Annotated in this window: 22 protein-coding genes; 11 read left to right on the top strand and 11 right to left on the bottom strand. The window is 64.0% G+C overall.

Features of this window, described 5'->3' with window-relative positions; all coding sequences use genetic code 11:
* Positions 1 to 43 precede the first annotated feature (43 nt).
* The 7 genes from K426_RS14930 to K426_RS14900 all read right to left on the bottom strand — a co-directional run bounded on the left by K426_RS14930 (position 44) and on the right by K426_RS14900 (position 7,140).
* Positions 44 to 1,036 carry a type II secretion system F family protein gene (locus tag K426_RS14930; RefSeq protein ID WP_066558635.1) on the bottom strand — a complete coding sequence of 331 codons (993 nt, stop codon included), beginning with the start codon at positions 1,034 to 1,036 and terminating at the stop codon, positions 44 to 46.
* A gap of 16 nt (positions 1,037 to 1,052) precedes the next feature.
* Positions 1,053 to 2,051, bottom strand: coding sequence for a type II secretion system F family protein (locus K426_RS14925; protein ID WP_066558633.1), 999 nt, complete (start codon positions 2,049 to 2,051; stop codon positions 1,053 to 1,055).
* Between the two features lie 71 nt (positions 2,052 to 2,122).
* Positions 2,123 to 3,409: a pilus assembly protein CpaE gene (locus K426_RS14920; RefSeq protein WP_066558630.1), complete on the bottom strand. Its 1,287-nt coding sequence runs from the start codon at positions 3,407 to 3,409 to the stop codon at positions 2,123 to 2,125.
* A 1-nt stretch (position 3,410) separates the two neighbouring features.
* Positions 3,411 to 4,079: a CpaD family pilus assembly protein gene (locus tag K426_RS14915; RefSeq protein WP_066558625.1), complete on the bottom strand. Its 669-nt coding sequence runs from the start codon at positions 4,077 to 4,079 to the stop codon at positions 3,411 to 3,413.
* 17 nt (positions 4,080 to 4,096) lie between these two features.
* Positions 4,097 to 5,596: a type II and III secretion system protein family protein gene (locus K426_RS14910; protein WP_066558622.1), complete on the bottom strand. Its 1,500-nt coding sequence runs from the start codon at positions 5,594 to 5,596 to the stop codon at positions 4,097 to 4,099.
* 1 nt (position 5,597) lies between these two features.
* A complete protein-coding gene (gene cpaB, locus K426_RS14905) occupies positions 5,598 to 6,614 on the bottom strand; it encodes a Flp pilus assembly protein CpaB (RefSeq protein ID WP_066558619.1) in 1,017 nt (338 codons plus the stop codon).
* Positions 6,615 to 6,666: 52 nt separating this feature from the next.
* Positions 6,667 to 7,140, bottom strand: a complete 474-nt coding sequence (locus K426_RS14900; protein ID WP_066558617.1) for an A24 family peptidase — start codon at positions 7,138 to 7,140, stop codon at positions 6,667 to 6,669.
* Between the two features lie 42 nt (positions 7,141 to 7,182).
* Here K426_RS14900 and K426_RS14895 point away from each other — a divergent pair, with 42 nt between their 5' ends.
* The 3 genes from K426_RS14895 to K426_RS30355 are packed head-to-tail and all read left to right on the top strand — an operon-like array spanning position 7,183 to position 9,449.
* The gene (locus K426_RS14895) at positions 7,183 to 8,148 is read left to right on the top strand and encodes an alpha/beta hydrolase (RefSeq protein WP_082748608.1); all 966 of its coding nucleotides are present in this window, start codon (positions 7,183 to 7,185) and stop codon (positions 8,146 to 8,148) included.
* Entirely contained in the window at positions 8,145 to 9,248 is a 1,104-nt protein-coding gene (locus K426_RS14890; RefSeq protein WP_066558614.1) for an NAD(P)/FAD-dependent oxidoreductase, read from the top strand. Before K426_RS14895 ends, K426_RS14890 begins: the two co-directional genes overlap by 4 nt.
* A 24-nt stretch (positions 9,249 to 9,272) precedes the next feature.
* Positions 9,273 to 9,449, top strand: coding sequence for a YegP family protein (locus K426_RS30355; protein WP_082748606.1), 177 nt, complete (start codon positions 9,273 to 9,275; stop codon positions 9,447 to 9,449).
* Positions 9,450 to 9,465: 16 nt separating this feature from the next.
* On the opposite strand, the gene K426_RS14885 is transcribed toward K426_RS30355, so the two are convergent.
* Positions 9,466 to 10,794, bottom strand: a complete 1,329-nt coding sequence (locus tag K426_RS14885; RefSeq protein WP_066558611.1) for a lipopolysaccharide biosynthesis protein — start codon at positions 10,792 to 10,794, stop codon at positions 9,466 to 9,468.
* Between the two features lie 119 nt (positions 10,795 to 10,913).
* On the opposite strand from K426_RS14885, the gene K426_RS14880 reads away from it, so the two are divergent.
* On the top strand, positions 10,914 to 11,681 hold the full coding sequence (locus tag K426_RS14880; protein ID WP_066558608.1) for a phosphocholine cytidylyltransferase family protein: 768 nt from the start codon (positions 10,914 to 10,916) through the stop codon (positions 11,679 to 11,681).
* On the opposite strand, the gene K426_RS14875 is transcribed toward K426_RS14880, so the two are convergent.
* The 3 genes from K426_RS14875 to K426_RS14865 are packed head-to-tail and all read right to left on the bottom strand — an operon-like array spanning position 11,669 to position 14,276.
* Positions 11,669 to 12,097 carry an HIT family protein gene (locus K426_RS14875; protein WP_066558605.1) on the bottom strand — a complete coding sequence of 143 codons (429 nt, stop codon included), beginning with the start codon at positions 12,095 to 12,097 and terminating at the stop codon, positions 11,669 to 11,671. The genes K426_RS14880 and K426_RS14875 overlap by 13 nt on opposite strands.
* The gene (locus tag K426_RS14870) at positions 12,094 to 13,188 is read right to left on the bottom strand and encodes a CDP-alcohol phosphatidyltransferase family protein (RefSeq protein WP_066558602.1); all 1,095 of its coding nucleotides are present in this window, start codon (positions 13,186 to 13,188) and stop codon (positions 12,094 to 12,096) included. The genes K426_RS14875 and K426_RS14870 overlap by 4 nt, the downstream gene beginning before the upstream one ends.
* Positions 13,185 to 14,276 (bottom strand): glycosyl transferase, encoded by a 1,092-nt coding sequence (locus K426_RS14865; protein WP_066558600.1) that lies wholly within the window; start codon positions 14,274 to 14,276, stop codon positions 13,185 to 13,187. Before K426_RS14865 ends, K426_RS14870 begins: the two co-directional genes overlap by 4 nt.
* 153 nt (positions 14,277 to 14,429) lie before the next feature.
* Between K426_RS14865 and K426_RS14860 the strand changes: the two genes are divergently transcribed.
* The 7 genes from K426_RS14860 to odhB all read left to right on the top strand — a co-directional run bounded on the left by K426_RS14860 (position 14,430) and on the right by odhB (position 23,182).
* Positions 14,430 to 15,218 carry a succinate dehydrogenase iron-sulfur subunit gene (locus K426_RS14860; protein WP_066558598.1) on the top strand — a complete coding sequence of 263 codons (789 nt, stop codon included), beginning with the start codon at positions 14,430 to 14,432 and terminating at the stop codon, positions 15,216 to 15,218.
* Between the two features lie 4 nt (positions 15,219 to 15,222).
* On the top strand, positions 15,223 to 15,684 hold the full coding sequence (locus K426_RS14855; protein WP_443018192.1) for a PaaI family thioesterase: 462 nt from the start codon (positions 15,223 to 15,225) through the stop codon (positions 15,682 to 15,684).
* Entirely contained in the window at positions 15,681 to 16,808 is a 1,128-nt protein-coding gene (gene zapE, locus K426_RS14850; RefSeq protein ID WP_066558595.1) for a cell division protein ZapE, read from the top strand. Before K426_RS14855 ends, zapE begins: the two co-directional genes overlap by 4 nt.
* 284 nt (positions 16,809 to 17,092) lie before the next feature.
* On the top strand, positions 17,093 to 18,055 hold the full coding sequence (gene mdh / locus K426_RS14845; protein ID WP_066558590.1) for a malate dehydrogenase: 963 nt from the start codon (positions 17,093 to 17,095) through the stop codon (positions 18,053 to 18,055).
* A 104-nt stretch (positions 18,056 to 18,159) separates the two neighbouring features.
* On the top strand, positions 18,160 to 19,044 hold the full coding sequence (sucD, locus tag K426_RS14840; protein WP_046764645.1) for a succinate--CoA ligase subunit alpha: 885 nt from the start codon (positions 18,160 to 18,162) through the stop codon (positions 19,042 to 19,044).
* A gap of 86 nt (positions 19,045 to 19,130) precedes the next feature.
* The gene (locus tag K426_RS14835; RefSeq protein WP_066558588.1) at positions 19,131 to 21,926 is read left to right on the top strand and encodes a 2-oxoglutarate dehydrogenase E1 component; all 2,796 of its coding nucleotides are present in this window, start codon (positions 19,131 to 19,133) and stop codon (positions 21,924 to 21,926) included.
* Between the two features lie 8 nt (positions 21,927 to 21,934).
* Positions 21,935 to 23,182: a 2-oxoglutarate dehydrogenase complex dihydrolipoyllysine-residue succinyltransferase gene (odhB, locus tag K426_RS14830; RefSeq protein WP_066558585.1), complete on the top strand. Its 1,248-nt coding sequence runs from the start codon at positions 21,935 to 21,937 to the stop codon at positions 23,180 to 23,182.
* The last annotated feature ends 27 nt before the right edge of the window (positions 23,183 to 23,209 follow it).

Genomic DNA, 23,209 nt, shown 5'->3' with positions numbered 1-23,209 from the left:
TCGAAGGGACGCTACGGCAGCGCCCCTTCGCCCCCTCTTATTTTTAGAAGGCCTTGCTGATCGAGCAGGCGGCCGGGCCCAGAATGACGACGAACAGGGTCGGCAGGATGAAGAGAATCAGCGGCACGGTCATGATCGCGGGCAGGCGCGCGGCCTTTTCCTCGGCGCGCATCATGCGCTCATGGCGGAACTCGGCGGACAGCACTCGAAGTGCGGACGCCAGCGGCGTGCCATATTTCTCGGTCTGGATCATGGTCGTCACCACGCCCTTCACCGCATCCAACTTGACGCGGTTGGCAAGGTTTTCGAACGCCATGCGCCGTTCGGTGAGAAAGCTGAGTTCGATCGCCGTCAGGTGAAACTCGTCGCCCAGTTCCGGATAGGCCTTGCCCAATTCGCGGGCGACGCGGCTGAAGGCGGCGTCGACGGTCAGGCCCGCCTCGGCGCAGATCACCAGCAGGTCGAGCGCGTCGGGCAGCCCCTTGCGGATCGCGGCGGAGCGCTTGGCGATCTTGTTGTCGATGAAGATGTCGGGCGCCTTGTAGGACAGCAGCAGCGCGGCGGCGAAGGCCATGAAGCGCTTGGCCCCGCCCCATTCCGGGAAGATGCCGACGGCATAAAGCAGCAGCGCGGCCATGCCGCCGATCACGATCGGCAGGATCATGCGGCTGAAGATCACCGCGACGGCCCAGTCCTTCGACCGGATGCCCGCCTGCGCCAGCTTGATCTGCGCGTCCTTAAGCTGATCGTCCTGCAAAACCTTCAGGCTGGAGAGGAGCGACCGCATCTGATCGGTCGCCTGATTCTTCTTCACCAGCTTGGCGCGGCGGCGGGCGGTGGAGGCGGTGATGCCGGCCTTCAACTGTTCGCGCCGTTCGTTCAATGCCTTGACGCGCTTCGCCATCGGGTCGCGCACGGTCATCACCGCATAGAGCGCGAAGAGGGTCGCCAGCGTCGCCAGCGCGGCCAGCAGCGTGCCGAAATCGGTGGCGGTCAGACCGAACAGTGTGCCGGCGGGGACGGGAACATTTTCCATCTGGTCGGCTTCCTCGTCAGATCTCGAAGTTGATCATCTGTGCCATGATGAAGGCGCCGATCGCCATCCAGCACATGCCGCCGATGCCGATGACCTGCATGGTCGAAAGGCCGAATACTCCCGCCGGATCGGGCGTGAAGAAGGGCGACATATAGTTGTAGTTGATATAGCAGATCAGGCCGAAGACCAGGAACGGCAGCACGCCGATAATATAGGCGGATGCCTTGGATTCCGAGGACATGGCGCGGATCTTGAGTTTCATCTGAGAACGCTGGCGCAGCACGGTGGCCAGGTTCGACAGGGTTTCGGCCAGGTTGCCGCCCGTCTCGCGCTGGATAGCCAGGCTGATCACGAAGAACTGGAATTCCGGCGTGCCCAGCCGGTCGGCGGTTTCCTGAAGCGCCTGGTCCATGGTCTTGCCGATCCTGATCCGCTCCGTGATCATCTTGAATTCCTCGCCCACCGGGCCGGGAACTTCGGTCGACACCACGTTCAGGGTTTCCGCGATGGGAAGGCCCGAGCGCAGACCGCGAGTCAGCAGTTCCAGCGCGTCCGGGAATTTGGCGTTGAACTTCTGCACCCGACCCTTGATCAGCCGGCTGACCCACATATGCGGCAGGCCCAGTCCGGCGGCGAGGCCCAGCATCACCGCGAACAGCGGCGGGAAGCCGCGCAGCATCAGCAGGGCGCACAGGACCAGGAATATGACCGCGCAAGAGGTCATATATTGGCTGACCGTCCATTTCTTGCCGGTCATGCGGATGCGCTTGGCCAGATTTTCCGGATTGGGCACCAGCGACACCAGCATCGTCGATTCGGTGCCGACGGGGCGGTTGGAAATCGCCTTGCGCATGCGCGCTTCCAGAATCGCGTCGGTGGAATCGCTGTGCCGTCCACGGATCAGCTCCATGCGGCGTTTGCGGGCCTTGTCGGGCGAGGGGCCGCCAAAGGCCATGGCGACCAGACCCAGCAAGGTTGCGAGCAGCACCGCGATCAGGATGAAATTGCCGTTCATGTGCCTGCCCGTTCCAAATCCGGTTCCGTCAAAGGAGTCATGCCGCGTTCAAGCGGCGTGACCCGTCATGCTCAGGCCGAAGCCTTGTCCTTGCGGCGCGAGGGGATCATGCTCTTGAGATCGGTGATCTTGCCGAGCAGGGAATCCCCCTTCTTGGCCGGGGGAGCGCCGTTTTCCGCCGCTTCGCCTTCCTCCGCCGCGCCCAATACGCTGTCGAGCAGCATGGTGCAGGCGGCGCCGACCTTGCTGCCCTTCGCGGTTTCCGCCAGCGTCTTGCCGAGCTTGGCCGCCTGCGACGCGACCTTGATGTCGAACGGGATGAGGATGTCGACCTTGCGTTCGATCGACTGTTCGAAATCCTTGCGGCTGATTTCCGGCGAGCCGGGATGGACGCGGTTGGCAACCACCAGCACGCGGGACTGCGGCGCATTGGTCTTGAGCCAGGACAGGATGCGGATCGAATCGCGTGCCGCCGCCAGCGTCAGTTCGGTGACGACCACGGTGACGTTCACGTCGCTCATCAGGTGCGGATGCTGAATCAGCATGGCGCGCGGCAGGTCGATGACGCTGCATTCGAAGGCGGCGCGGAACTCCTCCAGCAATTGGTAGAAGGCGCCGCCATCGGTCAGCAGCGGCTGGCTGATCGGCGCTTCGGCTGACAGGATGGCCAGCGTGTCGCTGGCGCGGACCATGGCGCGTTCGATGAACAGCCCGTCGATGCGGCTGGGATTTTCGATCGCGTCGGTCAGGCCACGACCCGGCTCCAGGTCCATCGCCAGCGCATTGGTGCCGAAATGGACGTCGAGGTCGAGCAGCGCGGTCGGTCGCTTCTTCTTGTCGCTCAGCAGCCAGGCGAGCGAGGTGGCGAGGCTGGACGCGCCCACGCCGCCACGCGTGCCGATGACCGCCGTGGTCATGTGCGGGCGTTCAGGCCCAGCGTCACGGGGTGCGAAGAACACCGCCTGCGCCTGCGCCAGCGCGTCGCGCAACTGATCGGCGCCGAAGGGCTTGAGCAGATAGTCCTGAATGCCGCTCGCCAGCAGGTCGCGATAGAGGCGCACGTCATTGACCTGACCCGCCGCGATGACGACCGTGCCGGGTTCGCACACTTCCGCCAGGCTGTTGATGTCATTGAGCGGATCGCCGCTTTCCGACATGTCGATGAACAATATCTGCGGCGAAGCGGTGATCGACAGGCTCTGCACTGCGTTGCGCATGCCGCCCTTGTTCACTTTTTCCGGCGCCCAACCCATTTCGGCTGCGACCACGCGCAGCAGATCGAAGCTGTGATCGTCGCAGACGAAGGCGTGGAAGGGGTCACGCTGGCCGGACGCGCCGGGTTTCCAGGGTGCGTTCATATCACTTGCCTCCCGACAGGGTCTTGAGGTCGCCAGAGCCGGTCGGCGCCTTTTCGCGATAGGTGGAAATCGCCCGGTTGGACGTGGCGGTGCGCAGGTCGCTGTCGGTGGTCTGGCCGCGAACCAGATCCTCCGGATTGGCGATCATCGCCGCCAGATTGCCGTTCACGCCGCAGCCGAAATTGGTCGATGCGCCCAATTGGATGTCGGTTTCCGGCTTGTCCGACCAGTTGGGGCAGCCCGGCACGCTGGCGGTGGCGCGGCGCACGATCAGGCGGACGGCGCCCTGCGGCGCGGTGCCGGCGACGGCAGAGCTGTCCTCTCCCACCAGCATGCCGTGGCGGGCGACGACATCGGCTATGCCTTCGCGCAGGGCAGGGCTGTAATAGGCTGCGTCCGTCGCCACGGCGACCTGGTCGCCATAGCCAAGACCGATGGAAACGAACCAGTCGTCCAGGCGGCGGGCCTCCGAAACGGTCAGGCCGCCGTCGGGGCCGGCCTGCACGTCATAGGTGAAGGCGTTGTGGCTGACGACCGGCTGGCGCACTGATTCCACGCCGCGATTGGCGGCCTGGTCGGTCTGGCAAGCGGCCAGCGGCAATGCCATCAGGGCCAGAGCGCCGAGGCGGACACCGAAGCGGACGGGGGTTTTGCGAGACTGGAAAGTCATGTCTTTCGTCCTTCGGATCAGAAGCTGAAGCCCGGTGCGGCGTCCTTCGAACGCTTTCCGGAGTCTCGGGCGGCGATGGGCGGCAGGGCGGCCGATGTCTGCGGGCCGGGTGCCGGGACGGGGCCGTTAGGCGCGCGACTCGGCATCGGGGCGCGGGCGCCGCTGATGCCGTCATGCATCTGCTCCAGGAACAGACCCTGGCCCTCATTGGCGTTGCGGAACCCATCGGTCGGCAGGCGCACGTCGGATGCGTTGATCGGCTTCACCAGATAGGGGGTGACGACGATGACCAGTTCCGTCTCGTGGCGCTGGAAACTGCGCGACTTGAACAGGCTGCCCAGGATCGGCAGGTTGCCGATGCCGGGAACCTTGTTGATATTGTTTGCCGTATCGTTGTTGAGCAGGCCGGCGATCATGAAGGCCTGGCCCGAACCCAGTTCCACCGTTGTTTCGGCGGTCCGGCTCTTGAGTGCCGGTACGCTGGAGTCGACCGAAAAGTCGAGGCTCGACACCGTCGGGCGGACACGCAGCGAGATGCGGCCATCGGCCAGCACGGTCGGCGTGAACGCCAACTGCACGCCATATTGCTTGAATTCGATGCTGTTGCCCTGCGTGCCGTTGCTGACCGTATAGGGATATTCGCCGCCTGCCAGGAAGCTGGCGGTTTCACCCGACAGCGATGTCAGATTGGGTTGGGCGAGGGTGGTCGCAAGGCCGCTCGATTCCGCGAGGTCCAGCACGGCGCCAATATCCAGGCCCAGCACGCGCGCGACACCGCCAAGGCTGTAACCGCCATCCGCGGTGAAGTTGAATGTTCCCCCACCGCCTGCGTTGAAGGTGAGGGCATCGCGCGTGCCGCCGCCGATGCCGCCCGCCCACTTGCCTCCGCTGACGTCTTGCGATTTCCAGTTCATGCCGATCTTGTGCCCGATATCGCGGGACACTTCGGCAATCTTGACCTGCAGGTTGACCTGCAGCGGCGTCGCGGTGCGCAGGCGGCTGACCACCGTCACATCCTTGCCGACAAAGGCCTGGGTCAGCCGTTCGGCCTCCGCCGCATCTTCCGGCGCGGCGATGGTGCCGGTCAGCAGGACCATGCCGTTCATCTTGTTGACCGCGATATCGGCGTTCGGCATCGCCAGCTTCAGCATCTGATCGAGGCTGGTCAGGTTGTTGCCGACGCGCACCGTGCCGGAAAACAGCACCTTGCCGTTGGTGGCCGTGACGAAGACCGTGGTTTCGCCGGCCGCTTTCGCGATCAGGTAAAGCTGGTTCTGCGACCGGACATGGACGTCGACGACATTGGGATCTCCGATCACCACGTCCGACATCTTGGACGGCAGGTTGATGACCTTGCTTCCGCCTACGGATAGCAGGATCGCATTGTCCTGCATGGCGGCAGGCGCAGCGTTGAGCGCGGTGGTCGGCGCCGCGGCGGCGGCAACCGCCAGACCGATCGCGATGGCCGGGCCGAGCAGCGGCCTGGCCGCGCCGGTATGGACAGTGAACCCCTTCATCTTACTTCCCCCCGACCGGAACGACGGTCACACTGGTGCCGCGGGCGATGCGGATCACCGGGCCTTGGCCCACGGCAGCCATGGAGGGCGCGCCGCCCATGGGAACGCCGCCTGCGGGCATGGCTTGCAAAGGCTTGGCGGGGACGCTGCTGCGCTGGTAGCGCGAAACGTCGGCGCCGGTGGAATAGGTGCTGCCCTTGTCGACCGGGCGGGCCGAAAGGCTGGCGAGCAGCTTCTTTTCGGCATTGGGATTGCTGGCAGCGGACAGGTCGACATCGCTGCCCGCAATGGCGGCGTCCAGTTCCGACGAATTGTCGGCCAGCGAACGCAGCGTGAGCGAAAGGGAGCCGATGGTCTGCGCCACCGCGATCTTCTCGGCAATCTTGGGCGTCACTTCGATGGTGACGTTGGAATAGGTCTGGACGACGGGCTTGCCGTCGGCGCCCAGCGCGTCCATGCGCTGGTCGGTGGCAAGCACGCGCAGATTGCGCAGGATGGTTTCGGACACTTTGAGCGGTTCGCCATCGCCACCGCCGCTAACGCTCTGCGTCAGCATCAGGTCGACGCGATCGCCCGGAAAGACGAAGCCCGCGACCGAATTCTGCGCCGACACCGGCACGGTCACGGCGCGCATGCCCGGCCCGAGCGCTGCGGCCAGGAAGCCGCGCTCACCCGGCTTGATCACCGAACCCAGCGTCATCGGCTGGCCGGCGGAAATGGCGGTGCGGATGACGCTGCCCACCAGTTTCTGCGGATCGGACTGGCCCTTGATATAATAGGCCTGTTCGACAAGGTCCTTGGGCCAGGGCTGGAAGCGGAAGCTTTCCGCGTCCAATATGGTGCCCACCGGCAATGCCTTGGTCGCGACCAGCACATGGGGCTGGTCCGCTTCGACGGGCATGGATGATGCGCCGGCCTGAGGCGTGCCTGACGAACTCAGCATGTTGCGTGCGAGCAAGGCTGTAGTGATCGCTATGATAAGCGCCCCCACCAGCAGCACGATCTTCTTGGCATCCATGATGAAATTCGCCTCCCTCAATCAGACGAGTTGCGTCCGAGCCCCCGGATATTCACGCAAATTGGTTAATATATCGTTCGCCAAGCAGCCAAAGCGCGGCGAACGAGATCGCAATGCCATAGGGGATTTGCGGCTGACCCAGCCGCCGGGTCATGCGATGGTGCACGACAGTCACGATGGTGACGACGCCCCCCAGCACCGCCATCAGCATCAGCATCGACAAGGTCGCCTGCCACGGGAACCAGAGCGCCAGCGCGCCCAGCAGCTTGACGTCGCCGCCGCCCATGCAGCCAAGAGAGAACAGCACGGCAAAGGCGATGAACACGATCAGGGCTGCCAGCAGTTGCACCGCTATGCCCGGCCACAGCGGCAAACCGCAGGCCAGCCACCAGAGCGGCGCCAGCGCGGCCACCGTCAGGTTCAGCCGGTTGGAGATGATGCGTGACCGCAAATCCGTGACAGACGCCACGATCAGCAGCAGTGCCAGGGCGCCGATCAGCGCCATTCTGAAAATATCCCCCGTCATGGATTCGAAACAGTAGACCCGATGGCTTACCAAAGCGTAACCATGCCGCCGATGGATTCGCCCCGCTCCGTTCCCGCCCTGTTTGATCGCCGCGCCTGGCCGATGGACGGGCGGCTCGATTACTGGACTGCCCCCGACGGCTGGCCGCTGCGTCGCTATCGGCTGGGCGATGGCGCGCGCGGCCGGATGCTGGTGCTGGGCGGCCGGGGCGACATGATCGAGAAATATCTCGAAGTGATCCACCATTGGGCCGGACGCGGATGGGCCGTCACCAGCTTCGACTGGCGTGGGCAGGGTGGTTCCGGGCGACTGACCGACGATCCGCTTTGCGGGCATATCGGGGATTTCGGTCAGTGGATCGCTGATCTCGACGCCTTCGCCGCCGACTGGCGCGCGGAAGGAGACGGGCCAACAGTGATCGTCGCGCACAGCATGGGCGGGCATCTGCTGCTGCGCGCCCTGGCCGAGGGGATGGCGTCGCCCGATGCCGCCGTGACGGTCGCGCCGATGATGGGGGTGCATAGCGCGCCCTTGCCACGCTGGCTGGCGGTGGCGATTGCCGAGACGATGTGCGCTTTGGGCTTTGACCGGAAGCAGGCCTGGACGCAGAAGGAGGAGTCGGAGCGCCAGCGGCACATGCGGCAAAAGCGTCTGACCCATGATCCGGAGCGCTATGCCGATGAGCTGTGGTGGCGCGACCATAGCCGGGACGTGGCGCTGGGGCCGCCGAGCTGGAAATGGGTGGAGCAGGCGTTGCATTCGACCCATGCGCTGGAGCAGGGGCGAGGGATTGAGGGGATTGCGGTGCCCTTGCTGATTCTGGCCGCGCAGACCGACCAGCTCGTTTCGACACCTGCCATCAGGCGGATCGCGGCCCGGATTCCGGGCGCGCGGTTGCACGTCTATGGGCGTGAGGCGGCGCATGAAATATTGCGGGAGCTGGACCCGGTGCGGCTGGATGCGCTGGCGCGGATCGACGGCTTTCTGGATGAAGTCGCACCCCGATGAACAGGCCCGATATCGTCATCGTCGGCGGCGGGATCGCCGGGGCGAGCCTTGGCGCGACACTGGCCGGGCGCGCGCGCGTGCTGCTGCTGGAGATGGAGCCGAGCGCGGGCTATCACGCCACTGGGCGGGCGGTTTCCTTCTGGGAGGAAACCTATGGCGGGCTGGCGGTGCAGCCGCTGACCACCGCGTCGGGGCCAATGCTGGCCGCGCCCGATCCGGAATTTTCCGACGCTTCCTTTCTGACGCCGCGCCGGACACTGCATGTCGGAAGGGTGGGCGATGCGGCGGCGCGGGATCGGCTGCTGGAGGAATTTGGTGGCAAGGTGGCCTTGCACATGGTCGATCCTGCCGCGCTGGTGCCGGGACTGCGGCCGGAATGGACGCTAGGCGTGCTGGAGCCGGGGGTGTGCGACATCGACGTGGCGGCGCTGCATCAGGCCTGGCTGCGGCGGTTCCGGCGCCTGGGCGGAGAGGTTCGGCTGGCGACGGCGTTGCGGCGGGCCGAGGCGTTGGACGATGGCTGGCGGATCGAAACGGATGAGGGCGCGATCGACTGCGGTGTTATCGTCAACGCGGCGGGCGCCTGGGCGGACGATGTGGCCAGAGCCTGCGGGGTGGCGCCGATTGGGATCGCACCGCTACGGCGGACGGTGGTGCAACTGCGCGTGCCAGCCATGCCCTCCGCCGATCTGCCGCTGGTCATGGACCTCGCCTCGCAATTCTATTTCAAGCCGGAGGGGGAGGGGCGCGTCTGGTTGACTCCTCATGATGAGGAACCCTCACTGCCTTGCGATGCCGCGCCTGAGGAACTGGCCGTGGCTGAGGCGATTGCGCGGTTCGAGGCGGTGGTGGATTGGCCGGTGGAGGCGGTGGAGCGCAAATGGGCGGGACTGCGCAGCTTCTCCCGCGATCGGGCGCCAGTCTATGGTTTCGATCCGGCGGCGCGGGGCTTTTTCTGGTTCGCGGGACAGGGCGGATTCGGTATCCAGACTTCTCCCGCCGCCGCCTTGCTGGCTGCTGACCTGCTCAGAAGCGAAGCGCCGTCACAGGCAGTTGCCAGCATCGATGCGGCGCCCTATTCTCCGGCCCGGTTTCGGTAACGCAACAAGCCCGGAGGATGGACCATGGCGCACAAGTTCGTGATCGAGAAGAACAAGGCTGGCGAGTTCGTCGCCAAGTTCAAATATAATAGTGAAACGATCTTCTGGACCGAAGGCTACACCAACAAGGCTGGGGCGAAGAATGCTATCGAATCCATCTTGAAAAACGGCCCCGGCGCGGCGGTTGAAGAAGCGGAATAAGGTTTCGGATACTCCATTATTCGGCGTTGTCGGCACGCCGTCCCACGGCCTGCCGGCTCGCCAATCCCATCATCGCGAAGCCCACGATCGAGGCGATGATATTCGCGCTTGCCGCTCCGATCGTTCCATAGATCGGCAGTAACGCCGCCTGCATTCCCAACAGCAGCGCCGTCGAAATCAACGTGATGCGCAGCGACAGGCTGGCCCGGTCGGTCGCCATCAGCAGCGGGCGGTAGCTCACGCCGACCAGATCGATGCAGGCCGCGACGCCCAGCAGCAGCAGCAGGGGATAGGCGGGCAGAAATTCCTTGCCCGCGATCAACCCCAGCAGAGGATGCCCGATGGTCAGGATCAGGGCGATGATGACCGCGCCTGCGATCAGCGCCAGCCTGTTCGTCCGCCGGAATAACGTGCCTAGCGCTTCATGGCCATGGCTCGAATGCGTGCGGCTCAACTCCACGAAGATGCTGCGCGACAGCAGGCTGGAAATCTTGGTCAGGGAATTGGCGAGCTGGTTGGCAAGCCGGTACAACCCCGCTCCGGCCGGACCGACGAACAGGCCGACCACCAGCACGGCCACCTGCTGGCCGACCGAAGACAGTGTCGTCTGCAAATTGGTCGCCGTGAGAAAGCCGACGATGCCGGGATTTTCCGCCCGCGCGTCCAGTGCCCGGCCCGCCCGCCAGTTCCCCAGTTTCTCCCCCCCGGCCCGCAGCGCCAGCCACCAATAGCTGACCGCGCACAGCAATTCCGCCGCGCCCCAGGCGATCAGGAAGCCGGTCACGTCGGGCATCAGCACCCAGGCCAGCCCCGCGCCGATCATGCGTCCGACCGGGATCATCGTTTCGGCAAAGGCGCCGGAATCGAAGCGGTCGAACAGCCGCAGCACGCCGGTCGGACTGGACCGGATGGTGATCATCATCACCATGCAGAAGATCCAGGCCTGCCACCCCAGGGCGGACGACAATTCCATCAGCGATCCGAAGGCGAGGATGATGAAGGCCGCGATCAGCCCGCCCGCGACGGCCGAGGCCAGGTCGATCAGGATGCAGAAGCGCAGCACCCGGTTCAGCGCATCGCCATTGCCTGCGGCCAGATGCGGCTGGCCGTAGCGCACGACGATCTGCCAGCTATCGAAGCTGACCAGCGTCTTGATGACGTTGGCGGCGCTCAGCACCAGCGCGAACCGACCGAAATCCGCGACGCCCAAGGTGCGCGTGACGATGGCCAGATAGGCAAGGCTGAGCACCGCGCCCACGCCCTTGCCGCCCAGCAGCCAGCCGGTGTTCGCCAGAATGCGGGCGAAGCCTTCCTGAGCGCCACCCGATCCGCGCTTGCTCGTCACTTGAGTTCCGGCCTTTCCCTGGCGCGCCGACCGACCGGCGCGCGCCTATCTAGGATCGGCCAGGGTGCGATGCAACACACGCTGTTCCTGGCGTTCCATTTGCGTTAAGGGGGCGCCCCATGACGATTTCCAAAGCCATCATCCTTTCCGCAGGCCAGGGTTCGCGTCTGCTTCCGCTGACCCGCGACGTGCCCAAATGCATGATCGACTTCAACGGCCGCACCCTCATCAGTTGGCAGGTCGCCGCGCTGGTGGCCAATGGCGTGACCGATATCGTCGTCGTCACCGGCTTCCGCACGGAACGGGTGGAGGACCATGCGCTGCAACTCTATCGCGAAACCGGCGCGCGCATCCGCACCGTGTTCAACCCCTTTTTTCAGGTGGCCGACAATCTGGGCACCTGCTGGATCGTGCGGGAGGAGATGGACCGCGACTTCATCATCCTGAACGGCGACACCATCGTCTCGGACGAGATTGTGGGCAAGCTGATCGATGGGGCTGAAGACGCCATCACCGTCACCGTGGACGTCAAGCATGGCGACTATGACGATGACGACATGAAGGTGAACCGGGACAAGACGGGCCGCCTGCATGCGATCGGCAAACGGTTGCTGCCACATGACACCAACGCCGAATCCATCGGCATGCTGGCTTTCCGGGGCGAAGGGCCGGCGATTTTCCGCAACCAGATCGACCAGATGATGCGCACGCCCGAAGGCGTGGAGCGCTGGTATCTGCGCGCCATCGACATCATCGCCAAGGGCAACCGCGTCGGCACCGTCTCGATCGAGGGGCTGGACTGGCAGGAAGTCGACTTCCCGCAGGATGTCGAGGCGGCGAAGGCGCTCACCGCCCGCTGGCTGACCGAGGACCGCTACGCGAAATAAGGCTTGAGCCAGCCGGTCAGCGCGGCGATCTGCTCAGCGCTGAGCTTCACCGCAATGCCGAGGTCGGGCTGCCCTGGCCATCCGGCGTCGGTGATCTCAAGACCTGCATGATTGCGGCTGCCCTCATGGCGGGGCAGCACATGGAAATGGACGTGTGGGTCCACCATCATCAGCATCAGATAATTGATCCTGGCATAGCCTACCGCCTGTCCGAGCGCGCTTTCGATCGCCTTGGTCACGGTTGCCAGTTCGGCATGAGCTTCCGGCGGCAGGTCGCCAAAGGCGGTGGCGTCGGACTTCGCCGCAAGCACCAGCGACCCCAGCGTCGGTTGGGCGGGGCGCAGCAACACCACCCAATGCGCGAACTCCGCGATCAGGGTGGCGGGAAAGCCGAATTTCTCGATGGTCGCGTTCATGCCCTTGCCTCCATCCAACTGACTATGGGCTGCCCGGAGCGCTTCGCGCCATAGGCCTGCATCAGCCGCACGGCATGGACGACCAGCGAGATGATCGTCCACCAGGCGAGCGCGATCAGCCCGATATCCGGTCGCCCGGCCAACAGCGCGACGAACAGGATCACCATATTCGGATTACGCCGCGCGGTGATCAGGCGGAACCAGCTATCGAACCGGCCCCAGACATGAATGTCCATCCCGAAATCCTTGATGAACATGCCCTCGATCAACCGTTGCAGCACATAGCCCGCGATCACCGCCGCCATGACCAGCGCGAAGCTCTGCGTCGACAGCGCCAGCCCCCAGGCCGACAGTCCCACGCCCCAGAAATACCACCAGAAGGGCGGATGGACGAGGTCGACGCCATGGTCAGCCACATTGCCCCATTTGGACGAGGTGATGGTGCAGCGGGCAAGCTTTCCGTCCACCGTGTCGAGCACCATGAAGACGAACCCGGCAAGCATGCCCGTCCAATAAAGCCCCTGCGCGAAGAACCAGGTCGCCGCCACGCAGAGCGTCGCGCCGATTGCCGTCACCATATTGGGCGTCATGCCGATCGAAGCCGCCAGCCGCGTCAGCCATAGCGCCAGTTCGGGCCAGAGATATTTGGTGAGGAGGTCCGTGACGCCCTTATAGGCGCCGAAATAGCTGCGCCGCTCAATCTCCCGCCGGGTCGTGGGGGTCAGTTCCTTGACGAAGGGCTGTTCCAGCTTGCGCAGTTGCCGGTTGTAGAGCTTCCGCCCGTCGGACAGGTCTACGACATGCGCAGCCTTCAGCGGATCGCTGCCCGCAGGCACCTGTCCGACGACCGGCGCGGCGCCCCAGACGAAGACCGTCCCCGGCTCCTCCAGCACCAGCCGCAGCAGCATGGGGTCGAAGGCATAGCCGAGGTTGAACAGAAGCTCATGGCCCTCCGCCAACAGGCTGCCGTTCTGCGCGGCGCTTTCGGCCATGCGGCGGCAGCGTTCGGCATTGGACATGCCCCAGATGCGGGTCGCATTGTCGCCCAGCAGCCGCACCGGCCCCAAAGCGGTCGTGATCGTCTGCGTCATAGGGCGGCCGTCCTTTCGGATTTCCGGGCAAAATCCAGGATGAGGTCGGCCTGCCGCTCCGAGGCGGGGGTGGGGGATCGGTCGATGGAATCGGACATGGCCGCTTCCTGAGCATCAACGAACGCCGCTTGCAAGCCCGCGGCGCGCTCCAGCGCCTGGGGCAATGCCGCCATATCCTCGATCACCGGCCCCAGCCGCCAGTGCGCGAAGGTCTCATCGCCGCGCCAGTCGCACCGTTCGAGGTTCAGGAAGATGCATGGGCGAGGTTCGAGAAGGAACTCGTAGACCTGGCTCGATACGTCACCCAGATAGACATCCGCACTCATGGTGTAGCTCATGTCGATCGAATGGCGGCTGCCCATGTCGACGCGGATATGCGAGGCTGTGGTCCGGATGGGAGCGGCGCGTGCGGCGAGCTTGGTATGCGGGGCGATGATGACGTTCCAGCCCTCCAGCGCCTCCAGCGTGGCGAGCACCTCCTGTCCATGCCGCACCCATGACGAAAGCTTTGCATCGAAATGGGGATTGTAGAGCAGCACCGGCAGATCATTGTCGAAGAAACGCTGTCGCTGCGCCTTCAGCTCGAACTTGGCATAGCCGCCGACGGCGCAATTCTCCGGCGTGCAAAGACCCCGGCTGATCATGCGCCGCCGGTCCTTTTCTCCACCCACCAGGGTCAGGTCGAAGGCGGCATGGCGCGCCTTGTAGCCGCCCTCGCGGTCGCCCGCGCCATGCTTGATGAGCGCCATGCGCGAGGAAAAACCCGGCACCTTGCGCAACCAGCCGCTCGATATCTCGGTCGTGACCAGCAAGGGATAGCGGCGGATGGTCGAATAGTTGAGCGCCAGCGTCAAAAGCCGCGAAGGCTGCCGGAACAGCGAGTCGGGCGGGAAGGGCGGACGGCGCAGGCGCACGAGGTGGAGCGCCCCGTCAGGATCGTAGCTCGCCGCCAGGTCGAGAATGCTGGCGGATGGCGAAAGCACATGCACCTTGACCCCCGCCCGGCGCGACAGCGCAAGGGCTGCCGGCAGCCAGTGGTAGATTTGATGGGCTTCGGCAATGGCCAGAAAGGCTATGTCGGTCGGCAAAGGCGGGCTCTCCAGGATGTGCTGCGCCGTAACGACAGAAACGGCTTCAAATCAAGCAAGCCCGTTTTTGCATTGCGTCAGTGCTGGACCTTTGCAGATTTTTTGTTATGCGCAACGCCGACTGAAGGATCATCCGAAGAGGCGTGACGAGCAATGGCCGAATTTGCGTTGCCCAAGAACAGCAAGATCAGCGCCAAGGGCGTAACCCACAAGGCGCCTGACGGCGCCACCAACGTCAAGAGCTTCAAGGTCTATCGCTACGACCCCGACTCCGGCCAGAACCCGCGCTACGACACGTTCGAGATCGATCTCGACAATTGCGGCCCGATGGTTCTGGACGCGCTGCTGAAGATCAAGAATGAATATGATCCGACGCTGACCTTCCGCCGCTCCTGCCGGGAGGGCATTTGCGGCTCCTGTTCCATGAACATGAACGGCCGCAATGGCCTGGCCTGCACCACCTCCATCGAGGAATGTTCGGGCAAGGAAGTGCGCGTCACGCCGCTGCCGCACATGGACGTGATCAAGGATCTGGTGCCCGATTTCACGCATTTCTACGCGCAGTACAATTCGATCAAGCCCTGGCTGCAAACCGTCAGCCCGCCGCCGAGCGGCAAGGAGCGGCTCCAGTCGCCCGCCGACCGCGAAAAGCTGGACGGGCTTTACGAGTGCATTCTGTGCGCGTGCTGCTCGACGAGCTGTCCCAGCTACTGGTGGAACAGCGACAAGTTCCTGGGCCCGGCGATCTTGTTGCAGGCCTATCGCTGGCTGGCCGACAGCCGCGACGAATATACCGGCGAGCGTCTGGATGAGCTGGAAGATCCCTTCCGTCTCTATCGCTGCCACACCATCATGAACTGCGCGAATGTCTGCCCCAAGGGTCTGAGCCCGGCCAAGGCGATCGCGGAAACCAAGAAGATGATGGTCGAGCGGCAGCTCTGATAGGGTGAGCGACGGAGCGGGTCATCTGAGCCCCGTGGCCGATGGGCCATGGGCTGGCTGGCTGTCCTGGACCGACACGGTGCCGGGAACGTTCCTCGACTCGGCCATCGGCACCAGCTATTCGCGCAGCGATGCGGCGGGCAAGGCGACGGTCATGCTGGAAAGCCGGCCGTCGCACGCCAACCGGCTGGGCGCGCTGCACGGCGGCTTTCTCGCCGGTTTTGCCGATCATGCCTATTTTGCCGCGCTGGCGGCTATGGGCCGGCCGGAACAGGCGGCTGCGGTGACCGTTGACCTTTCCATGCAATATTGTGGTTCAGGCAAGATAGGGCCGCATCTGTGCGCGGAAATCGAATTGCTGCGCGAGACGGGGCGGTTGATGTTCCTGCGCCTGACCATTTCACAGGATGATGAACTGATCGCGGCATCGACCGCGACCGTGCGCAAGGCGTCTGTCGCGAAGTGACCAGCGTCATCGCCCGATATGACGCGCTCGTCGCGGCAGGCGAATTGCGGCGCGATCCTGATCAGCGGGCGGCGGCGGAGAGACTCGACCGGCTGCAGCACGAACTGGAAGCGACGCCCCCGCGCGGTTCGACGCTGTGGAAACTGCTCCGCAAAGCGCCGGAACCGCCGCGCGGCCTTTATATGTGGGGCGGCGTCGGGCGGGGCAAATCGATGCTGATGGACCTGTTCTTCGACACGGTTCATGTCCAGCGCAAGAAGCGCGCGCATTTCCACGAATTCATGCTCGACGTGCATGCCCGGCTGGCAGAGGCGCGCAAGTCGGAGACGGGCGATCCTATCCCGCCGGTGGTCGAGTCGCTGGCGGAGGAAGCGCGACTGCTTTGCTTTGACGAGATGGTCGTCAACAATATGGCCGACGCCGCCATCATGTCGCGGCTGTTTACGGGTTTGCTGGAAAAGCGGGTGACGATCGTCACCACCTCCAACCGCGAGCCGGACGAACTCTACAAAAACGGTCTCAACCGCCAGCTTTTCCTGCCTTTCATCGATCTGATCAAGTTGAAGCTGGACGTCATGACGCTGAACGGGCCGACCGACTACCGGCGCGATCGCCTGGGCGATGCCGAGCTTTGGCATGCGCCCAATGGTCCGGCGGCGACCAAGGCGCTGTCCGAAGCCTTTTTCCGCCTGACCGACTATCCGGTCGAGGATCGCGCCAAGGTTCCGGCCGAAGACATAAAGGTGCAGGGCGGACGCACGCTGCATGTGCCCAAGAGCCTGAAGGGCGTGGCCGTCTTTTCCTTCAAGCGCCTCTGCGCCGAGGCGCGCGGCGCGCCCGATTATCTGGCGATCGCGCGCAAATATCACAGCGTCATCATCGTGGGCATCCCGGTGCTGGGGCCGGAAAAGCGCAATGAGGCGGCGCGCTTCGTGACGCTGATCGACGCGCTGTACGAATATAAGGTGAAACTGCTCGCTTCGGCGGATGCGGAGCCTGCGCGGCTTTATCCGGAAGGCGACGGCGCGTTTGAATTTGAGCGCACCGTATCGCGCCTCATGGAAATGCAGTCGGACGACTATCTGGCCCTGGGTCACGGAGAGAATGGCCAGGGCGAGAAATAATCTCGGCCTGCCGCACGTCCGTTCATCTCGTAACAATCTATTATCAGGAAAAAGAGCCCGCACGCTCCCTTAAAGGGAGGCGTGCGGCAGGTGGCCGCTGTGGGGAAGGGCCATGCGCCAGGGTAGGAGCGCTTGGATGACAGAGGCAAAAGCCCCACTAATGCAATTGCGAATAAATTGCAAAGATAATTTGGAATCAGCGCTTTTGCGCGGTTGAAACGTCGGGCAGATAGGCTTAAGCGCTTCGGCAATTCCGGTTTTCATGGCTTGGAGGATGATTACATATGGCCCGTAAGAAGATCGCGCTTATCGGCGCTGGTAATATCGGTGGTACCCTCGCGCATCTCGCGGCCCTCAAGGGGCTTGGTGACATCGTCCTCTTCGACGTCGTGGAAGGCGTGCCGCAGGGCAAGGCGCTCGATCTGTCGCAATGCGCTTCGGTCGAAGGCTTCGACGCCAAGATCACCGGATCGAACGACTATGCCGACATCAAGGACGCCGATGTCATCATCGTCACCGCCGGTGTCGCCCGCAAGCCGGGCATGAGCCGCGACGATCTGCTGGGCATCAACCTCAAGGTCATGAAGGCCGTGGGCGAGGGCATCGCCGCCAACGCGCCCAACGCTTTCGTCATCTGCATCACCAACCCGCTCGATGCTATGGTGTGGGCGCTGCGCGAATTTTCCGGCCTGCCGCACAACAAGGTCGTCGGCATGGCGGGCGTGCTCGACTCGTCGCGCTTCAACCATTTCCTGGCGGAAGAATTCAATGTGTCGGCCAAGGACGTCACCAGCTTCGTGCTCGGCGGTCACGGCGACACGATGGTCCCGGTGATCGAATATTCGACCGTCGCGGGCATCCCGGTTCCCGACCTCATCAAGCAGGGCCGTTCCACCAAGGAGCGTATCGACGCCATCGTTCAGCGCACCCGTTCGGGCGGCGGCGAGATCGTCGCGCTGCTCAAGACCGGCTCGGCCTTCTATGCGCCCGCCACCAGCGCGATCGCCATGGCTGAAGCCTATCTGGGCGACAAGAAGCGCCTGCTGCCCTGCGCCGCGAACCTGACCGGCCAATATGGCGTCAACGATCTCTATGTCGGCGTTCCCGTGATCATCGGCAAGGACGGCGTCGAGCAGGTCGTCGAGATCGCGCTGGACGACGAGGCCAAGGCGAACCTTCAGGTGTCCGTCGACGCCGTCAAGGAACTGCTGGAAGCCTGCAAGGGCATCGACCCCTCGCTCGCCTGAGCCTTTTTAAGAGCTGCACCAGCCCGCTCCAGGTAAGTGCGCAGCCTGGGGCGGGCTGCTTTTAGACCCAAAGTGCCACGTCCACAGAAGATAAAGGGACTGACATGTCCATTCTGGTGAACAAGAACACCAAGGTCATCACCCAGGGTATGACCGGTGCCACCGGTACCTTTCACACTGAAACCGCGCTTGCCTATGGCACGCAGATGGTCGGCGGCGTCACGCCGGGCAAGGGCGGCACGACCCATATCGGTCTGCCCATGTTTGACACCGTTGCCGAAGCCAAGTCGAAGACTGGCGCCGACGCTTCGGTCATCTATGTTCCGCCGCCGTTCGCGGCCGACTCGATCCTGGAAGCGATCGACGCCGAAATCCCGCTGATCGTCTGCATCACCGAAGGCATTCCGGTGCTGGACATGGTGAAGGTGAAGCGCTCCTTGTCGGGCAGCAAGTCGCGCCTGATCGGCCCGAACTGCCCCGGCCTGCTGACGCCCGGCGAATGCAAGATCGGCATCATGCCCGGCAACATCTTCTCCAAGGGTTCGGTCGGCGTCGTGTCGCGCTCGGGCACGCTCACCTATGAAGCCGTGTTCCAGACCACCAATGCGGGCCTGGGCCAGACCACCGCGGTCGGCATCGGCGGCGACCCGGTCAACGGCACCAACTTCATCGACGTGCTGGAACTGTTCCTGGCCGACGACGCCACCGAATCGATCATCATGATCGGTGAAATCGGCGGCGACGCGGAAGAACAGGCTGCCCAGTTCCTGATCGACGAAGCCAAGAAGGGCCGCAAGAAGCCGATGGCTGGCTTCATCGCGGGCCGCACGGCGCCTCCGGGCCGTCGCATGGGCCATGCCGGCGCGATCGTGTCGGGCGGCAAGGGCGACGCCGAGAGCAAGATCGCGGCGATGGAAGCGGCCGGCATCAAGGTTGCCGCCAGCCCGTCGGAACTCGGCACGACCCTGCTGGAAGTGTTGAAGGGCTGATCAAGCCATGTGAGATGGCCGGGCTGCACCCCGGCCATCTGTTACCCCGCTCCGCGACTGCACGCGGTCGGCATGGGACGTGAGAAATGGGCTACGAGAACCAGGATTTCGAAATCGAGCGCGGGCCAAGCTGGGCGCGCACCAACTGGCCGCCGATCGATACCGACGACCTGACCGGGGCGCTTGACCCCACGCAGATGCAGGTGGCCGTGAAGGCCGCCGCCAAGGCTGCGGGCAAGGCGGTTTCGGATACGGATGCCGTCAGTGCGGCCGACGATGCAATCCGCGCGCAGATGCTGATCCGCACCTATCGCGTCCGCGGACATCTGGCCGCTAATCTCGATCCGCTGGGCCTGACCCAACGTGACCTGCCGGCGGACCTGACGCCGGAATATCACGGCCTGACCGATCTGGATAAGAAGGTCTATCTGGGCGGTACGCTGGGCGTGCAATATGCGACCGTTCGCGAGATCGTGGCGATCCTGCGCACCAATTATTGCGGCAATGTCGGCCTGGAATATATGCACATCGCTGATGTGGAGGAGCGTCGCTTCCTGCAGGATCGCCTGGAGGGCAAGGACAAGGAAATCCACTTCACGCCGGAAGGCAAGAAGGCGATCCTGTCCAAGGTGATCCACGCCGAACAATATGAGAAGTTCCTGGGCCGCAAATATGTCGGCACCAAGCGCTTCGGCCTGGACGGCGGCGAATCGATGATCCCGGCGCTGGAAGCCATCATCAAATATGGCGGCGCGCAGGGCGTGCGGGAGATCGTTTACGGCATGGCCCATCGTGGCCGCCTGAACGTGCTCGCCAATGTGATGGCCAAGGGCTTTCGCGTCATCTTCCACGAATTTTCGGGCGGTACCGCCAATCCCGAAGATGTCGGCGGTTCGGGCGACGTGAAATATCACCTCGGCACTTCGACCGACCGGGAATTTGACGGCGTCAAGGTTCACATGTCGCTGGTTCCCAACCCCTCGCACCTGGAAACCGTCGATCCGGTGGTGCTGGGCAAGGTCCGCGCGCAGCAGACTTTCCGCGACGACCTGACCAAGCATGAGCAGGTTCTGCCCGTGCTGATCCATGGCGACGCGGCATTTGCCGGCCAGGGCATCGTTTGGGAATGCCTCGGCTTCTCGGGCGTTTCCGGTTACAATACCGGCGGTTGCATCCACTTCATCGTCAACAACCAGATCGGTTTCACGACCTCGCCGCAATTCTCGCGCGGGTCGCCCTATCCCAGCGATGTCGCGAAGGGCGTTCAGGCGCCGATCCTGCACATCAATGGCGACGATCCGGAAGCGGTTACCTTCGCGTGCAAGCTGGCGATGGAATATCGCCAGACCTTCCACCGCGACATCGTGATCGACATGTGGTGCTATCGCCGCTTCGGTCACAATGAGGGCGACGAGCCTTCCTTCACCCAGCCGCAGATGTACGCGAAGATCCGCCAGCATCCGCCGGTCAGCGACGTCTATTCGGCGCGATTGAAGGCTGAAGGCGTGGTCGACGACGATTTCGTCAGCCAGGTGACGGGCGATTTCGTCAACCATCTGGAGGAAGAGTTCGAGGCGGCGAAAAGCTACAAGCCCAACAAGGCCGACTGGTTCGCCGGTCGCTGGTCGGGCCTGCACAAGCCCGCCGACGCCGAAACCACCCGCCAGAGCGTCGAGTCCGCGATCAGCCAGAAGCTGTTCGACAGCCTGGGCAAGACGCTGACGACGATCCCGGAAGGCCATAACGTCCACAAGACGTTGAAGCGCGTGATCGACGCCAAGGCGGAGATGTTCAAGACCGGCGAGAATTTCGACTGGGCGACCGGCGAGGCCTTGGCTTTCGGTTCGCTGCTGTCGGAAGGCTATGGCGTCCGCCTGTCGGGTCAGGACTCCGGGCGCGGCACTTTCAGCCAGCGTCACGCCGTCTGGACCGACCAGGATACGGAGAACAAGTACATCCCGCTCTCGACCGTGCCGCATGGCCGTTTCGAGGTGCTGGACTCGCCGCTCTCCGAATATGGCGTGCTCGGCTTCGAATATGGCTTCGCGCTGGCGGACCCGAAGAGCCTGGTGCTTTGGGAAGCGCAGTTCGGTGATTTCGCCAACGGCGCGCAGATCATCTTCGACCAGTATATCGCTTCGTCGGAGACCAAGTGGCTGCGGTCCAACGGCCTGGTCTGCCTGCTGCCGCATGGCTATGAAGGGCAGGGTCCGGAACATAGCTCGGCCCGTCTGGAGCGTTATCTCCAGCTTTGCGCGGAAGGAAATATCCAGGTCGCGAACATCACGACCCCGGCCAATTATTTCCACGTCCTGCGCCGTCAGATGCTGCGGCCTTTCCGCAAGCCGCTCATCATTATGGCGCCCAAGTCGCTGCTGCGTCACAAGTCGGCGGTCAGCAAGGCTGAGGACTTCCTGGGCGAAACGCACTTCAAGCGCATCCTGTCGGACCCCAATGCGGCGCCCGACCAGGATACCAGGCGGCTGGTTCTATGTTCCGGCAAGGTCTTCTACGACCTGATGGAAGCCCGGGACGCCGCTGGCGACACGGACGTGCAGATCGTTCGCATCGAACAGATCTACCCGTTCGCGACCGAGGCTCTTGCAAAGCGCATCGAGCGCATGACGAAGCTGGAGCATGTCGTCTGGTGTCAGGAGGAACCGCGCAACAACGGCGCCTGGTTCTTCGTGGAGCCCTATATCGAGGAAGCGCTGGCCCAGGCCGGCAAGGCGCCGATGCGCGCTCGCTATGCCGGTCGCAAGGCCTCGGCGTCGCCCGCAACGGGCCTCGCCAAGCGCCATGTGGCCGAACAGGGCGCCCTTGTTGCCGATGCGCTGGGTCACAGCGTCCGTGAAGAAATCCGTCGCCAGAAGAAAGGCTGAACAAGCTCATGGCCACCGAAGTCAAAGTCCCCACGCTGGGCGAATCCGTTACCGAAGCAACCGTTGGTCAGTGGCTCAAGAAGCCCGGTGAGGCCGTGAAGGCCGACGAGCCCATCGTGTCCCTGGAAACCGACAAGGTCGCGGTCGACGTGCCCGCGCCGGTTGCGGGCGTGCTGGGCGACATCGTTGCCAAGGAAGGCGACACGGTTCAGGTCGGCGCGCTGCTGGCCTATGTGAATGCGGGCGCGGGCGCTGCGGCTGCTCCTGCCGCAGCGCCCGCCGCCAAGGCAGAGGCTGCTGCAACGGCGCCAGCGGCTTCGGTTGCGGCGCCTGTCGCTTCCGATGAGGACGAAGGCGGCAATCTGACCCTGTCGCCGGCGGTTCGCCGTCTGGTGCTGGAACATGGCCTTGACCCGAGCAAGATCAAGGGCACCGGCAAGGATGGCCGCCTGACCAAGGACGATGTCGTCGCTGCTGCCGCTGCGGGCACCGCCAAGGCTGCCGCTTCGGCCCCTGCCGCAGCGCCTGCCGCCGCCGCTCCCGCCGCCGGTCCGAGCCGTGCGCAGGAACGCGTCAAGATGACCCGCCTGCGCCAGACGGTCGCCAAGCGGCTGAAGGAAGCGCAGAACAACGCCGCGTTGCTCACCACCTACAACGACGTCGATATGACCAACGTCATCGAGGCGCGCGCCAAATATAAGGATCTGTTCGAGAAGAAGCATGGCGTCCGCCTGGGCTTCATGGGCTTCTTCACCAAGGCCGTCTGCATGGCGCTGCGGGACATCCCTGGCGTCAATGCGCAGATCGAGGGCGACGAGATCGTCTATAACGACTTTGCCGATATCTCGGTGGCGGTGTCGGCGCCGAACGGTCTGGTCGTGCCCGTGATCCGCAATGCAGAGAGCCTGAGCGTTGCCGAGATCGAGAAGACCATCGGCAGCTTCGGCAAGAAGGCCAAGGATGGCACGCTCACCATGGACGATATGAAGGGCGGCACCTTCACCATCTCCAATGGCGGGGTCTTCGGTTCGCTGCTGTCCAGCCCGATCATCAACCCGCCGCAGTCGGCGGTGCTGGGCCTCCACCGCATCGAGGACCGTCCGGTCGTCCGCGATGGCCAGATCGTCATCCGTCCGATGATGTATCTGGCGCTCAGCTATGATCATCGCCTGATCGACGGTCGCGAAGCGGTGACCTTCCTCGTCGCGGTGAAGAATGCGATCGAAGATCCGACCCGCCTGTTGATCGACCTGTAAGGTTTGTCCATTCATCCCGTTCGGGCT

It is taken from the genome of Sphingobium sp. TKS, from assembly GCF_001563265.1.
Classification (GTDB): domain Bacteria; phylum Pseudomonadota; class Alphaproteobacteria; order Sphingomonadales; family Sphingomonadaceae; genus Sphingobium.
Note: the sequence above shows the minus strand (reverse complement) of the source record. Positions and strands in the feature narration are given on the sequence as shown.